Here is a 14,301-nt window from a genome sequence, read left to right as displayed (position 1 = left end):
TGTGCCCGTGACCAGTTACCCCGGCCAGCACACCGACTCCGGGGTCTTCGTCTGCTTCGAGGGCGGCGAGGGCGCGGGCAAGTCCACGCAGGCGCGGCTGCTCGCCGAGTGGCTGCGCGGGCAGGACCACGACGTGCTGCTCACCTTCGAGCCCGGTGACACCCCCGTCGGCCAGGACATCCGTCGCATCGTCCTCGACCCGGCCACCGGGCACCTCGCCGACCGCACCGAGGCGCTCCTGTACGCCGCCGACAAGGCCGAGCACGTCGAGAAGGTCGTGCGCCCGGCGCTGGCCGCCGGCGCCGTCGTGATCACCGACCGCTACGTCGACACGTCCTTGGCCTACCAGGGCACCGGCCGCGGCATCGACGCCGCCGAGCTCGAGCACGTCCTGCGCTGGGCGACCGGGGACCTGCGGCCCGACGTCACCGTCGTACTCGATCTGCAGCCGGAGCACGGACTCGCTCGCTTCGAGGAGCGCGACCGCATCGAGGGGGAGTCACTGGGGTTCCACCAGCGCGCCCGGCAGGGGTTCCTGGACCTCGCGGCGGCCGACCCCGACCACTACGTCGTCCTCGACGCCCGCCGCCCGCAGGACGAGCTGGCAGCCGACATCCGCGACCGGGTCGCCGCGCTCGTGGGGGTGCGCGGATGACCGTGTGGGACGACCTGGTCGGCCAGCGGCCGGTCATCGAGACGCTGTCGCGGGCCGCCCACGGCGATGGGATGACCCACGCCTGGCTGTTCACCGGGCCGCCCGGGTCGGGCCGGTCCAACGCGGCGGTGGCGTTCGCGGCCGCCCTCCAGTGCGAGCGCGGTGGCTGCGGCGAGTGCCACTCGTGCCACACCGCCCAGACCGGCTCGCACGCCGACATCACGATCGTCCGCACGGAGAAGCTCTCGCTGGGGGTCGACGAGGTCCGGGAGCTGGTCCGGCGCTCCGCCCTGAGCCCCAACGGCCGGCGCTGGCAGGTCCTCGTGGTCGAGGACTCCGACCGGCTCACCGACCATGCCGCCAACGCCCTCCTCAAGGCGGTTGAGGAGCCCAACCAGCGCACCGTCTGGCTGCTCTGCGCGCCCACCGTGGAGGACGTCCTGCCCACCATCCGCTCGCGGTGCCGTCTGGTCACGCTGAGCACTCCCGCCGCGGCCGACGTCGCGGCGTTCCTCGAGCGCACTGCCGGAGTGCCTCCCGCGCTCGCCGCCCACGCCGCTCGCGCCAGCCAGGGTCACATCGGCCGGGCCAAGGCGCTCGCTCGCGACGAGGACACCCGCAACCGGCGCGCCGAGGTCGTGCGCATCCCGGTCGCCCTCACGTCCCTGGGTGCCTGCATGACCGCCGCCGCCAACCTCGTCGACGTGACCAAGCAGGAGGCCGAGGCGATCACCTCCGACCTCGACGCGCGCGAGAAGCGCGATCTCGACTCGGCGTACGGCGTCGCGGAGCGCGGCCGCCGACCGCGCGAGTACGCCCCGGCGCTGTCAGCCCTCGAGAAGGGCCAGAAGACCCGTGCCAAGCGGCGCGTGCTCGACGTCGTCGACCGCAGCCTGATGGATCTCGCGTCCGTCTACCGCGACGCGATCGCCGTCTCGACCGGGGCCCGTGGCGACCTCGTCAACGAGGAGATCCGCGGCGACATCGCCCAGCTGGCGCGGCGCTCCACAGCCGAGCAGCACCTGCGGCGCATCGAGGCCATCTTCACCGCGCGTGAGCAGATGCTCGAGTTCAACGTGCCGCCGGCGATCGCGTTGGAGTCGATGATGGTGGCCCTGAGGCTGTCTGGAGGACCGTCCCGGTGAGGAGGCTCGTCGCGCTGCTGCTCGTCCTCGCGCTCGTGCTGGGTGCGGTGATCACCGGCCTGGTGGTCTTCGCCGGTGGCGGGGACGGCGACTCGGGCCCGCCGCCCGGGCGTCCGATCCGCACCGACACGTCGGAGTCGTCGGCCGAGGTGACCGCGCCGCCCGACGCTGCGCTCGCCCAGTTCTACGGACAGCGGCTCCAGTGGTCCCCGTGCCAGGGCGACTTCGAGTGCTCGGCGCTGACGGTCCCGGTCGACTACGCCGACCCGGGTGGAGACACGGTCGAGATCTCGCTCCTCAAGGTGCCCGCCGCCAAGCCGCAGGAGCGGGTCGGGTCGCTGGTGGTCAACCCGGGCGGCCCCGGTGCTCCCGGCACGTCCTACGCCGCCGCGGCCGACCGGGTCTTCCGCGACCGGCTCACCGACCACTTCGACATCGTCGGCTTCGACCCGCGGGGCACCGGCCGGAGCAGCCCGGTCGACTGCCTCACCGACGACGAGCTCGACGCCTACCTGGCCACCGACCCGGTCCCCGACACCCCGGCCGAGAACGCCGAGGTCGTCGGCTGGGTCGACCGGTTCGGCTCCGGGTGCGCGAAGCGCTCCGACGACATCGTCGCCCACGTCACCACCATCGAGGCGGCGCGCGACATGGACGTGCTGCGGGCAGCCCTGGGCGACGAGCAGCTGGACTACCTCGGCGCGTCCTACGGCACCAAGCTCGGCGCGACGTACGCCGACCTCTTCCCCGACCGCGTCGGCCACTTCGTCCTCGACGGCGCCGTCGACGTGTCGCTCGGCAGCCGCCAGCTCAGCCTCGACCAGGCGGCCGGGTTCGAGAAGGCGCTCCGTGCCTACGTCCAGAACTGCATCGACTCGACCGACTCGTGCTTCCTCGGCGACACCGTCGACCAGGGCCTGGCCGCGATCGTCGACCTCGTCGACCGGATCGACGCGCAGCCGCTGCCCACCGACACCGACCGTGAGCTCACCGTCGGCAACGCCTTCTACGGCATCGTGGCGCCGCTCTACAACCGTGACTACTGGTTCCTCCTCTCCGCCGCCCTGCGGTCCGCCGAGGGCGGTGACGGCGCCGGGCTGATGGAGCTCGCCGACCTGTATGCCTCCCGTGGCGCCGAGGGCTACACCGACAACAGCGCCGAGGCGATCTACGCCATCAACTGTCTCGACGATCCCTTCGCCATCGAGCCGTCCGAGGTCCCGGCCCAGTACGCCGCGTTCGAGAAGGCCTCGCCGACGTTCGGCCGGATCTTCGCCTGGGGTCTCATCGGCTGTGGGGGCATCCAGGTCACCAGCAGCGAGCCGGCGCGCGACATCCGGGCAGCCGGCGCCGCATCCATCGTGGTGGTCGGTACGACCCGCGATCCCGCCACGCCCTACAAGTGGGCCGAGGCGCTGGCCGCCGAGCTGGAGTCCGGCGTCCTGGTGAGCCGCGACGGCGACGGCCACACCGGCTACAACGCCGGCAACGCCTGTGTCGACGAGGCCGTCGAGGCCTACCTCGTCGACGACGTCGTCCCCGAGGACGGCCTCCGCTGCTGAGAGGTCCGCCGGTTTCGCGGGCCGCCACGGCTGTCCGTATACTCCTGCGGGTTGCCCGAGGGTCCTTCACGACCGCTCGGGCAGCACGCCGCCTTAGCTCAGTCGGTAGAGCGAGTCACTCGTAATGACTAGGTCGTCGGTTCGATTCCGACAGGCGGCTCCGACGACTTGGCGCTGGCCAGCAGGTCTGCTGGTCAGTGCCGTCGCACGAGAGCGCTGAGCTCGCGCCGCTCCCACCAGGCGCATGTTGTCGCCCGGGCCTCAGGGACACCGGAGCCGCTGGAGAGGCTTGCGCGAGCGTGCCTCCGCACAGTGTTCGGGCGGCAGTCGGCTGCGTGTCATCGGCGCGACGCTGGGTCCCGGCAAGGTTCGAGGCGACAGCCACTCCGGAAGAAAACTCGAGGACTTCATGCGTGCGCTCCTTCGCTCCCGCCGCCCCCTGCTGCTCGCCGTCTGCCCAGCTCTCATCGCTGCCACGTTGGCGGCCACAGCCCAGTCCGCACCGGCAGCACCCGCTCCGGAGCGCAGCTCCGAGCACACCGTCGAACACGTCGTGCTGATCGGCTTCGACGGGTTCGACGCTGACTACTTCGGTCGGGTGCCCACTCCCAACCTCGATGCCCTGGCAGCCCGGGGCAGCCGGGGCACCACCCTCGCCCCAGCGCAGTCGATCACCAACCCGTCCTTCGCGACCCTCGCGTCCGGGGCGTGGCCACGGACCACGGGCAACGTGGCCTACATCTTCGACCGTGAGACGCAGTCCTACCGCGGCCAGAGCCGCGACCTCGCGGTCCCGACGATCGCCGAGGCGGTGCGCGATTCAGGCGGGACCGTCGGCGCCGCGCAGTACTTCATCCTGCAGAACCACGGTGCGACGTACGGCGACCCAGAGGCCGTGTACACCCAGCCGGGTGGTCCGTGCGCACGTCGCTTCGACGATGCGATCGCGATGATCGAAGGCCGCCCCGTCAACTCCGGGGGGACCCAGGTGACCGTCCCGCAGACCCCGAACCTGCTCGCGGTGTACTGCGACACGCTGGACACGACGGGTCACAGCGAGGGGCCGAACTCCCCCCAGATCGACGCCGGGCTGGCCGAGGTCGATGCCCAGGTCGGCCGGCTCGTCGCGGCGCTGGAGCGCAACGGACTCAGCGACAGCACTGCCATCGTGCTGACCGGCGACCACGGCATGACCGCCCATAGCCGCACCTTCGGTGACGAGCTGCTTCAGGAGCTGGCAGTCCGCGGCCTGAAGGGGCAGTACCTGCCAGCCGGTGGCCCCCTCGCACCCGACACCGATGTGGTGCTGACCAGCGCGGGTGGGGCTGCCAACGCCTACCTCGTCGGCGATGTCGAAGGGAGCAAGGAGGCGTTGGCGAAGGTGCGCGAGGCTGCGGAGGCGACAGAAGGCACAGCGGAGATCCTCGACCGCCACGACCAGCGTCGTCTGGACATGGATCCACGCGTGGGCGACCTGGTCATCCAGACCGCACCGGGGTACGCCGCGTCGAGCGGTGCCATCGCGACACCCGAGGACGGGCACCACGGCTCCACCCACGAGCGGGACGCCGCGTTCTTCATCGCCGGCGCGGGCGTACGGGACCGGGGAGGCCGATGGGCGAGCGTGGGGCACATCGACGTCGCCCCCACGATCGCCCACCTCCTGGGGATCGACGCCCCCTCGGGTTCGGAAGGCCGCGTACGCCGCGAGCTCCTCGACTGAGCTCACGAGCGATCGGTCCACGCACCATCACGGGTGCGTGGACCGGTCGCGGCATCCTGAGGGCGGAGCACATCGCTGCCGGTGAGGGGAGTTCGGTGGGGCTACCGTGTCTCCCTGACCATCGAGACGGGGCAGAGGAAGGAGCTGGCTGCGTGCGAGCCATCGTCGTGCAGGATCCCGAGGCCGGTCTTGCTGGCCTGTCACTCACCGACATCCCCTATCCTCATGCCGCCGAGAACGACGTCGTCGTCAGGGTGCATGCCGCCGGCTTCACACCGGGAGAGCTGGACTGGCCCGCCACCTGGGCCGACCGTTCCGGCCGTGACAGAACGCCCAGCGTGCCCGGCCACGAGCTCTCCGGGGTCGTCGCCGAGCTCGGATTCGGAACCACCGGGCTGAGTGTCGGCCAGAGCGTGTTCGGCATGGCCGACTGGGCGCGCAACGGTTCGCTCGCCGAGTACGTCGCCGTCGAGGCTCGCAACCTGGCACCCTTGCCTGCGGACCTGGAGCACACCGTCGCCGCCGCCCTCCCGATCTCGGGGCTGACCGCGTGGCAGGGGCTGTTCGACCACGGTCGCCTGCAGGCCGGGCAGACCGTGCTGATCCACGGCGTCGTCGGCGCGGTGGGATCGATCGCCGCGCAGCTCGCCCGCGAGATCGGTGCCCACGTCATCGGGACCGGCCGGTCGGCTGATCGGGAGGGGGCCGCCGCACTCGGCGCCAGCGTCTTCGTCGACCTCGAGAACGAGCAGCTGGAGGCCATCGGGTCGGTTGATCTCGTCTTCGACGTGATCGGCGGCGACATCCTGGATCGGTCGGCGGGTCTGGTCCGACCTGGAGGCACGCTCGTGACCATCGCGCTGCCGCCGACTGTGCAGCCCGCGGACGGGCGATCCGTCTTCTTCGTCGTCGAGCCTGACCGGGCTCGGCTCATCGACCTCGCGCAGCGGGTCCGTGACGGGCGCCTGACCCCCTCGGTGGGAGCCGTTCACTCGCTGCCGGAGGCGGTCGCAGCGCTACAGCCCGGCAACCGGACCCGGGGCAAGACGATCGTTCGCGTCGCGGACCACTAGGCCCTGCCGCTGGCCTCGACGCGGGGATCCCTAGCCAGGATCGTGCCGAGCTTGGACGAATTGACTTGAAGCGCTTCAAGTTCTCGATACTCGGGACGTGACCAACGCACTGACGATCGCCGAGGTGTCGGCGCGCTGCGGACTCCCGCAGAGCACCATCCGGTACTGGGAGCGGATCGGCCTCCTGCCGCGCGTCCAGCGCGACCCGAGCAGCGGCCATCGTCGCTACAGCCTGGGGCTGGCCGAGCAGCTCGAGACGCTGGCCAATCTGCGGTCGGTCGGGATGAGCATCAACGACATGCGGGCCTATCTCGACGGCCAGCAGCGCGGTGACGCCGCCGCCGGCGAGCAGCGGGCGTTGTTCCAGACCCACGCCGATCGACTCACAGACCAGTTGGCCAGCCTGCAGCTGCGTCACAGCTACCTCGAGCTGAAGGTGCAGTACTGGGCCGCCAGGGAGGCGGGCGACCTCGCTCGCGCCGACGCGGTCGCCGACCGGCTTCGCGCCGTGATCGCGCAGCTCACTCCACGAACCAACCCCACAGAGAAGGACTCATGACCCACCCCCGTATCGCCTCGCCGTTCACCTTCGACACCACCGCCGCTGAGGTCGTCGCCGACGTCGACCTGCACGGGCGCCGCGCTCTGGTCACCGGCGCGGCCGGCGGCATCGGCGTCGAGACCGCCCGCGCCCTGGCCAGCGCCGGGGCCGAGGTCACCATCGCCGCGCGCGACCTCTCGGCCGCCGAGCGGGTCGCCCGGGACATCGCCGCCAGCACCGGCAACCCCGCCATGCACGTCGCACACCTCGACCTGCTCGACCGCGCCTCCATCGACCGCCTCGCCGCTGAGTGGGAAGGGCCGCTGCACATCCTGGTCAACAACGCAGGAGTCATGGCGGTTCCCGAGCTGCGTCGCAGCGCGGAGGGCCACGAGCTGCAGTTCGCCACCAATCATCTCGGCCACTTCCGCCTGACCCATGGCCTGCTCCCGGCGCTGCGCGCCGCGGGCGGCGCCCGGATCGTGTCCCTGAGCTCGCGGGCGCACCTCGAGTCTCCGGTCGTCTTCGACGACATCGACTTCGAGCACCGTGCCTACGACCCGGCACTGGCCTACGCCCAGTCCAAGACCGCGAACGTGCTGTTCGCCGTCGGGGCTACCGAGGCCTGGCAGGGCGACGGCATCCTCGCCAACGCCGTCCACCCCGGCGCCGTCATCGACTCCAACCTCGCCCGGCACTATGACCCAGCGGTGCTCGACGGCCTGCGGAGCTCCGGCGCCTACCAGTTCAAGACCCTGGAGCGGGGCGCGGCCACCAGCGTCTTCGTCGCGACCTCGGGCCTGCTCGAGGGCATCGGCGGCCGCTACTTCGAGAACAGCCAGCAGGCAGTGGTCGACGATCCGTCCGCCTGCGGCGTCGACGCTGCGGGCGTCGCCGACCACGCCCTCGATCCGCGGGCCGCTGCCCGGCTCTGGGCTGTGTCCGAGGCCATGTCCGCCTAGCCGCAGGGCTCGGCTCAGCTCGGATCGACGAGCCGGCGTACCGCCTCGACCGCGCGGCGCAGGTGCGCCTCCTCGCGGTCGCGTCGGTGCGCGACAGCCAGGGCGACCCTGCCACCGCCCACCAGCGGGCGGTAGACGACGCCCTGGATGGGCAGTGCGGTGACCGGCTCCGGGACGACGGCCGCGCCGAGCCCGCCCGCCACCAGGGTGATCAGCGTCGACGTCTCCCCGACCTCCGCCCGGAACCGGGGCTCGAACCCGGCCTGGCGGCACAGCCGGACGACTTCGGCGTGCATGACGGAGTGGGGGCGCCCCGCGTGCACCAGCAGGTCCACGTCAGCCAGCTGGGCCACGCGGACCCGACGCCGTGCGGCGAGAGGGTGGTCGTCCGGCACGGCGACGACCAGGCGGTCGTGGCGCAGGATCGAGGTCTGGATCAGGGTGTCGTGGACAGGCGGGCGGAGAAGGGCGATGTCGATGTCATTGCCCTGCAAGGCGAGAACCTGGTCGGGCACCAGCATCTCGCCGCGGAAGCTGAACTCGATGCCGGGCAGCTCGCGGGTGAGTCCGCGAGCGAGCAGCGGCAGCAGGCTGTACGTCGCCGAGCCGACGCAGCCGACGACGAGCCGTCCGACGACGCCGGCGGCGACCTGCTGGGCCTCGTGGGCGGCGTCGTCGAGCTCGCCCAGCACCGCCCGGGCCCGCTGCAGGTACGCCGATCCGGCCGCTGTCAGCTCGACCCGGCGCGTGGTGCGGTGCAGCAGCGCCACGCCGAGCTCGGCCTCGAGCGCCCGCACCTGCTGGGACAGCGGCGGCTGCGCCATGTGCAGGCGGGCTGCGGCCCGCCCGAAGTGCAGCTCCTCGGCCACGGCGACGAAGTAGCGCAGGTGGCGCAGCTCCATTGAGACGTCCTGCCTACGAATAGTGCGTGATATGCGTACTTCAGAGTATCGCTAGACCGCTCTACGGTGAACGCATGAGCGACTCCTACATCTACGACGCCGTCCGCACACCCTTCGGTCGCTTCGGTGGCGCATTGGCCGCGGTCCGTCCCGACGACCTGGCCGCCACCGCGATCACCGGGCTCCTCGGGCGCAGCCCCGGGCTGGACCCGGCGGGTGTCGGCGAGGTCGTGTGGGGCAACGCCAACGGCGCCGGGGAGGACAACCGCAACGTCGGCCGGATGGCCGTGCTGCTGGCCGGGATGCCGACCAGCGTCCCGGCGAACACCGTCAATCGACTGTGCGGCTCCAGCCTCGATGCGGCCATGGCCGCCTCCCGGATCGTGGAGACCGGGGACGCCGAGGTGGTGGTCGCCGGCGGCGTGGAGTCGATGACGCGTGCGCCGTGGGTGCTGCCCAAGCCGTCCCGTGCCTTCCCGGCCGGCAACGTCACCGCAGTGTCGACCACGCTGGGGTGGCGGCTGGTCAACGAGCGGATGCCGGCGGAGTGGACGGTCTCGCTCGGCGAGGCCAACGAGCAGCTCGCAGACCGGTTCGGCATCTCGCGCGAGCGCCAGGACGAGTTCGCGGTCCGCTCGCACCGGCTCGCCGCGCAGGCCTGGGACGAAGGCTTCTACGCCGACCTCGTCGTGCCGGTCGACGGGGTCGATCTGGACCGCGACGAGGGGATCCGCCCCGGCAGCACGGTGGAGAAGCTGGCCGGGCTGAAGCCGGCGTTCCGTTCCGACGGCACCATCACCGCGGGAAACGCCTCGCCGTTGAACGACGGTGCGTCAGCCGTCCTCATCGGCTCCGACGCGGCGGCGGCGACCATCGGCCGGGATCCGGTCGCCCGCATCGCCGGCCGCGGAGCGCACGCGCTCGACCCGCAGGACTTCGGGTACGCGCCCGTCGAGGCCGCGAACCGGGCGCTGCACCGGGCCGGCATCACCTGGTCCGACGTCGAGGCGGTCGAGCTCAACGAGGCCTTCGCCGTCCAGTCCCTGGCCTGCGTGGACGCCTGGCTGAAGGAGGGCCTCGTGGACGCCGAGGTCGTCAACACCCGCGGTGGCGCCATCGCCATCGGTCATCCGCTCGGCGCCTCGGGTGGCCGGATCCTCGGCACGCTCGCGCACCGGCTCCGCACCGATCGGCAGCGCTGGGGCGTGGCCGCGATCTGCATCGGCGTCGGCCAGGCGCTCGCGGTCGTGCTGGAGAACGTGTCGTCCGACGAGGTGCCCTCGGCATGAGCGTCACGAAGATCTGCGCCGACGCGGACGAGACGGTCGCCGGCATCGAGGACGGCGCGACCGTGCTGATCGGTGGCTTCGGCATGGCCGGCATGCCGGTCCAGCTGATCGACGCGCTCATCCGCCAGGGCGCCAAGGACCTCACGGTCGTGTCCAACAACGCAGGCAACGGCGACACCGGCCTCGCGGCCCTGCTGGCGAAGGGACGCGTCCGCAAGGTGGTCTGCTCCTTCCCGCGGCAGTCCGACTCCTGGATCTTCGACGGCCTCTATCGCGCCGGGAAGATCGAGCTGGAGGTCGTGCCCCAGGGCAACCTCGCCGAGCGGATGCGCGCGGCCGGTGCCGGCATCGGAGCCTTCTTCTCGCCCACCGGCGTCGGCACGCCACTGGCCGAGGGCAAGGAGACTCGCGAGATCGACGGCCGTACCTACGTCCTGGAGCTGCCGATCCGCGGCGACGTCGCCCTCGTCGGAGCGCACCGCGCAGACCGGTCGGGAAATCTCGTCTACCGCAAGACCGCCCGCAACTTCGGTCCTGTCATGGCCGCGGCTGCGGCCCTGACGCTGGTCCAGGTCAGCGAGGTCGTCGAGATCGGCGCACTCGATCCCGAGCACGTCATCACCCCATCCATCTACGTCGACCGCGTCGTCGCAGTCGGGAGCGAGCAATGAGCCTGTCCAAGCAGGAGATGGCCGCCGTCGTCGCCCGGGACATCCCGCACGGCGCCTACGTCAACCTGGGCATCGGCCAGCCCACCACGGTCGCCGATCACCTCGCCCCCGACTCCGGGGTGGTCCTCCACACGGAGAACGGCATGCTCGGCATGGGTCGAGCCGCCCGGGACGGCGAGGTCGACCCCGACCTCATCAACGCCGGCAAGATCCCGGTGACCGAGCTCCCGGGGGCGTCGTACTTCCACCACGCCGACTCCTTCGCGATGATGCGCGGCGGACACCTCGACGTGTGTGTCCTCGGCGCCTTCCAGGTCTCGCAGCACGGCGACCTCGCCAACTGGCACACGGGTGCGCCCGACGCCATCCCCGCCGTCGGCGGAGCCATGGACCTCGCCATCGGGGCCAAGCAGGTCTTCGTCATGATGACTCTGCTGGCGAAGGACGGCACTCCGAAGCTGGTGCCGGACTGCACCTACCCGCTCACGGGTGTCGGGTGCGTCGACCGGGTATACACCGAGGTCGCCACGTTCGCCACCGGTCCCGCGGGGCTCACGGTCCTCGAGACCTTCGGCACCACGGTCGAGGAGCTGTCGGAGACGCTCGGGCTGGCGCTCGCCGGGTAGCGCTCAGAGCTCATCGCGCGCCAGCAGCCGCCGGCCGAGGAGCACCCCGAGCAGGACCGGCAGCGACGTGGCCAGGGCGGCGGCAGCGAGCTGGTTCCAGTAGACCGTGGACTGGCTGGCGTAGGCATGCAGGCCGACGGGCAGGGTCTGGTTCTGACCCTGGGTGAGGATCGAGGCGAAGAGCACCTCGCTCCAGGCCAGGACGAACGCGAACACTCCGACGGCGGCGATGCCCGGTGCGGCGGTCGGCAGTACGACGTGCCGGATCACGCCGAGGGTGCCGGCACCGTCGACGCTGGCGGCGTCCTCGACCTCGCGAGACAGGGACTCCAGGTGCGTGGTGAGCAGCCAGATCGAGAAGGGCAGCGCGAAGGTCAGGTCGGTGAGCACGAGCCCGGGATAGGTCCCGATCAGCTCCAAGCCGGACCGGTCGCCGAGCTCTGCGTAGAGGACGAACAGCGGCAGCAGGAAGAGCAACCCCGGAGCTGCCTGGGTCGCGACCAGCAGCAGGATGAACGTTCGGCGGCCACGCACCCGAGACCGAGCGAGGGCGTAGCTGGCGGGCACGGCCACCATGAGTGCGAGCAGGGTCGTGGCGCCGGCCACCACGGTGGAGTTGAGGAGGTAGCGACCGAGCGGCACCGTCGACCACATGTCGACGTACGGCCGCAGCGTGAGCCTGCTGGGCAGCCAGCGGAACGCGTCGTCGACGTCGGCGAGCGGCTTGAGCGACGTGGTCACGACGACGAGCAACGGCAGCCCGACGAGCACCGCGAACCCGGCGAGGCCGACCCGTCGCAGCCAGCGGAGCTGTGTCGTCTCACCCATCCGCCGCCCTCCTCAGCAGCAGCCGCCACGCGCAGAGCCCGCCGACCACGATCAGCACGATCGCGACGAGAGCGTTGAGTGCCGCGGCCAGGCCGAAGTCGAAGTCGACGAAGGCATGGCGGTAGACGAGGCTGCCCAGCAGCGTCGCGGCCGGCGGCGGCTGCGCGTCGAAGAGCAGGTACGGCGTGCTGAAGTCGGTGAACGACCAGAGTCCCATCACCAGCAGCACCATCGTGCTGGGTCGCCGGGTCATCGGCAGGGTGATGTAGCGGAACCGCTGCCACGCCGTGGCGCCGTCGACCCGCGCCGCCGCGTAGAGATCGGCAGGGACCGTGCGCAGCGCGGCGGCGAGCACCAGGTAGGCCAACGGCCACAGCCGCCACACCGACACGACCACGGTCGCCCAGAAGGCGTTGTCGCCGATCAGCCAGAAGGGCCTGCTGTCCACGACTCCCAGGTCGTCGACGAGCAGATGGTTGAGCATCCCTGCGTCGCGGTCGAGCATGAACCGCCAGGCGAGCACCGTGACGAAGGCCGGCAGGGCGAACGGCACCAGGAAGAACGCCTGCCAGAACGCCCGGCCCCGGAAGGGCGTGGCAAGCAGGAGCGCGGCCAGCATCCCGAGGGCCCATGAGGCTCCTACGACCAGGGCTGTGTACAGGACCGTGCGACCCGTGCTGGCCAGCAGCTCGGCGCCGATCGGGCCGCCGGGGTCCAGCCAGGCGCGGAAGTTGGCCGCGCCGACGAAGGGAGCGGAGGTCCAGTCGCGCAGCTCGCGCGGCGTCAGCCGCAGGAGGCTGATCCACACACCCAGTACGAGGGGGACGACGTGCACCAGCAGCTCGAGCACGAACGCCGGGAGGAGCAGGAGGTACGGCAGCCGGCCCGGGTGGCGGTGTGTGCGCGTGCTCGAGCTCGATGACCGCGGCGTCATGACGAGATCCGTCGGGACTAGTGCGCCACAGGCATCTGGCGCTCGGCGTCGGCGAGCGCCGCCGAGATGTCGGCGTCGGCCACCACCCCGGTGGCCGCCTTCGCCCAGAGCTCACTGACCGCGCCGCCGAGGAGGAGCTCCATCTGCCCCTCGCCCGGCACCATCGGCATCGTCTCGGACCGCTCGCTCAGGATGTCGCCGAACATCTGTGTCTCCGGATCGGCGAACGCCCCGTCGTCGTACGCGCCATGGACCACCGGCAGGGTGCTGAACGTGTGGTTGAGGGCGATCTGGGCGTCGTCGTCGGTCAGGAACCGCACCAGCTCCAGCGACTCGTCCCGGTGCTGGGTGTCCGCGAACACTGCGACGTTGGTGCCTGCGACGAAGCTCTGCACCGGCGCGCCACCGGGTGGGAGAGGCGAGAGCACCGGCAGCGGCGCGACCGCGTAGTCCTCGAAGCCGACCGAGTCGAGGTAGGTGCGGCCGCTGGACTGGCTCAGCACCATCCCGGCCCGGCCGTTCGCGAGCTCGGCCAGCGCATCGTTCACGGCGGTGCGCTCGGCGTCGCTCGGGTTGACGACACCGTGCTCCTCCATCAGGTCCAGCAGCAGGCGTACGGCCGCCTGCGCCTCGGAGCTGTCGAACTGGGGGACGCCCTCGGCGTCGAACAGCTGGGCACCCTGCTGCCGGCCGAGCAGGAACGCCAGCTGGGCGTTGCCGGCCGAGGACGCGCCAAGCAAGGAGACGCCCCACTGGCCCGGCTTGGTGAGCGTCTTCGCGTCGGTGACGAACTCCGCCCAGGTGGCGGGGGGCTCGGTGATCCCGGCCTCGCTGAAGAGGGCGGTGTTGTAGTAGAGACCGTAGGCCTGGCCCAGCAACGGGATCGAGGCCGGCGGCTCGCCCGGTGCGCCGGTCGCGGTCAGGCACGGGGCGAGGAACTTGCGCCTGCCGCCGATCGCCGTCATCGCGTCGTCGTCGAAGGCCAGCAACGCCCCGGTGTCCTGGAGGGTGGCCGACCACGTGTTGCCGATGTTGACCACGTCAGGGCCGCGCCCGCTGCTGATGGCGGTCATGATCCGGGTGTAGAGCACGTCCCAGGTCAAGACCTCCAGCTCGACCTCGACCCCGGTCTGCTTCGTGAAGGCGGCCAGCTGGTCGTCCAGGAGGCGCTGGTTCTCCTCGAGGGTGGGACCCATGTTCACAGCCCAGTAGGTCAGCTTCCCGTGCCCGCCTGCCTCGGCGGCGCATGCTGCCGTACCAGCGGTGATCCCGAGGGCCACGAGCGCGGCTGCCACGGCCCTCGCCTTGCGTGTCCTGCGCATCGCGGTCGTTCCGTTCGTCTGGGCGCGCGTCGTCAGGGACGTGTGCCGGCCGCTGGTTGCTCAACTTG

Annotated in this window: 14 protein-coding genes and 1 tRNA gene; 11 read left to right on the top strand and 4 right to left on the bottom strand. The window is 71.4% G+C overall.

Features of this window, described 5'->3' with window-relative positions; translation table 11 throughout:
• Nucleotides 1–7 precede the first annotated feature (7 nt).
• The 8 genes from tmk (at nt 8) to ACP7BP_RS04260 (ending at nt 7,661) form a co-directional block, all read left to right on the top strand.
• Entirely contained in the window at nt 8–655 is a 648-nt protein-coding gene (gene tmk, locus ACP7BP_RS04295; protein ID WP_426242818.1) for a dTMP kinase, read from the top strand.
• The gene (locus ACP7BP_RS04290; RefSeq protein ID WP_426242816.1) at nt 652–1,800 is read left to right on the top strand and encodes a DNA polymerase III subunit delta'; all 1,149 of its coding nucleotides are present in this window, start codon (nt 652–654) and stop codon (nt 1,798–1,800) included. Before tmk ends, ACP7BP_RS04290 begins: the two co-directional genes overlap by 4 nt.
• Nucleotides 1,797–3,362, top strand: coding sequence for an alpha/beta hydrolase (locus ACP7BP_RS04285; protein WP_426242814.1), 1,566 nt, complete (start codon nt 1,797–1,799; stop codon nt 3,360–3,362). The genes ACP7BP_RS04290 and ACP7BP_RS04285 overlap by 4 nt, the downstream gene beginning before the upstream one ends.
• Nucleotides 3,363–3,449: 87 nt before the next feature.
• Nucleotides 3,450–3,522, top strand: a tRNA-Thr gene (locus ACP7BP_RS04280).
• Nucleotides 3,523–3,771: 249 nt separating this feature from the next.
• On the top strand, nt 3,772–5,085 hold the full coding sequence (locus ACP7BP_RS04275) for an alkaline phosphatase family protein (RefSeq protein ID WP_426242812.1): 1,314 nt from the start codon (nt 3,772–3,774) through the stop codon (nt 5,083–5,085).
• 152 nt (nt 5,086–5,237) lie between these two features.
• Nucleotides 5,238–6,158, top strand: a complete 921-nt coding sequence (locus tag ACP7BP_RS04270) for an NADP-dependent oxidoreductase (RefSeq protein WP_426242810.1) — start codon at nt 5,238–5,240, stop codon at nt 6,156–6,158.
• Nucleotides 6,159–6,255: 97 nt separating this feature from the next.
• Nucleotides 6,256–6,717 carry a MerR family transcriptional regulator gene (locus ACP7BP_RS04265; protein ID WP_426242809.1) on the top strand — a complete coding sequence of 154 codons (462 nt, stop codon included), beginning with the start codon at nt 6,256–6,258 and terminating at the stop codon, nt 6,715–6,717.
• Complete coding sequence (locus tag ACP7BP_RS04260) at nt 6,714–7,661, top strand: SDR family NAD(P)-dependent oxidoreductase (RefSeq protein ID WP_426242807.1); 948 nt, start codon at nt 6,714–6,716, stop codon at nt 7,659–7,661. Before ACP7BP_RS04265 ends, ACP7BP_RS04260 begins: the two co-directional genes overlap by 4 nt.
• Nucleotides 7,662–7,675: 14 nt before the next feature.
• On the opposite strand, the gene ACP7BP_RS04255 is transcribed toward ACP7BP_RS04260, so the two are convergent.
• Complete coding sequence (locus ACP7BP_RS04255; RefSeq protein ID WP_426242805.1) at nt 7,676–8,563, bottom strand: LysR substrate-binding domain-containing protein; 888 nt, start codon at nt 8,561–8,563, stop codon at nt 7,676–7,678.
• Between the two features lie 74 nt (nt 8,564–8,637).
• Here ACP7BP_RS04255 and ACP7BP_RS04250 point away from each other — a divergent pair, with 74 nt between their 5' ends.
• From ACP7BP_RS04250 to ACP7BP_RS04240, 3 genes are read left to right on the top strand one after another with little or no spacing between them, the layout of a single operon-like run.
• Nucleotides 8,638–9,852 carry a thiolase family protein gene (locus ACP7BP_RS04250; RefSeq protein WP_426242803.1) on the top strand — a complete coding sequence of 405 codons (1,215 nt, stop codon included), beginning with the start codon at nt 8,638–8,640 and terminating at the stop codon, nt 9,850–9,852.
• On the top strand, nt 9,849–10,523 hold the full coding sequence (locus ACP7BP_RS04245; protein ID WP_426242801.1) for a 3-oxoacid CoA-transferase subunit A: 675 nt from the start codon (nt 9,849–9,851) through the stop codon (nt 10,521–10,523). Before ACP7BP_RS04250 ends, ACP7BP_RS04245 begins: the two co-directional genes overlap by 4 nt.
• On the top strand, nt 10,520–11,149 hold the full coding sequence (locus ACP7BP_RS04240) for a 3-oxoacid CoA-transferase subunit B (RefSeq protein ID WP_426242799.1): 630 nt from the start codon (nt 10,520–10,522) through the stop codon (nt 11,147–11,149). The genes ACP7BP_RS04245 and ACP7BP_RS04240 overlap by 4 nt, the downstream gene beginning before the upstream one ends.
• A 3-nt stretch (nt 11,150–11,152) precedes the next feature.
• On the opposite strand, the gene ACP7BP_RS04235 is transcribed toward ACP7BP_RS04240, so the two are convergent.
• From ACP7BP_RS04235 to ACP7BP_RS04225, 3 genes are read right to left on the bottom strand one after another with little or no spacing between them, the layout of a single operon-like run.
• On the bottom strand, nt 11,153–11,977 hold the full coding sequence (locus tag ACP7BP_RS04235; protein ID WP_426242797.1) for a carbohydrate ABC transporter permease: 825 nt from the start codon (nt 11,975–11,977) through the stop codon (nt 11,153–11,155).
• Complete coding sequence (locus tag ACP7BP_RS04230; RefSeq protein ID WP_426242796.1) at nt 11,970–12,911, bottom strand: carbohydrate ABC transporter permease; 942 nt, start codon at nt 12,909–12,911, stop codon at nt 11,970–11,972. Before ACP7BP_RS04230 ends, ACP7BP_RS04235 begins: the two co-directional genes overlap by 8 nt.
• Nucleotides 12,912–12,928: 17 nt before the next feature.
• Complete coding sequence (locus ACP7BP_RS04225) at nt 12,929–14,206, bottom strand: extracellular solute-binding protein (protein ID WP_426242794.1); 1,278 nt, start codon at nt 14,204–14,206, stop codon at nt 12,929–12,931.
• Nucleotides 14,207–14,301 lie beyond the last annotated feature (95 nt).

Source organism: Nocardioides sp. LHG3406-4 (genome assembly GCF_049897745.1).
In the GTDB taxonomy this organism is placed as follows: Bacteria; Actinomycetota; Actinomycetes; order Propionibacteriales; family Nocardioidaceae; genus Nocardioides.
This window is presented reverse-complemented; position numbering and strand designations above follow the sequence as displayed.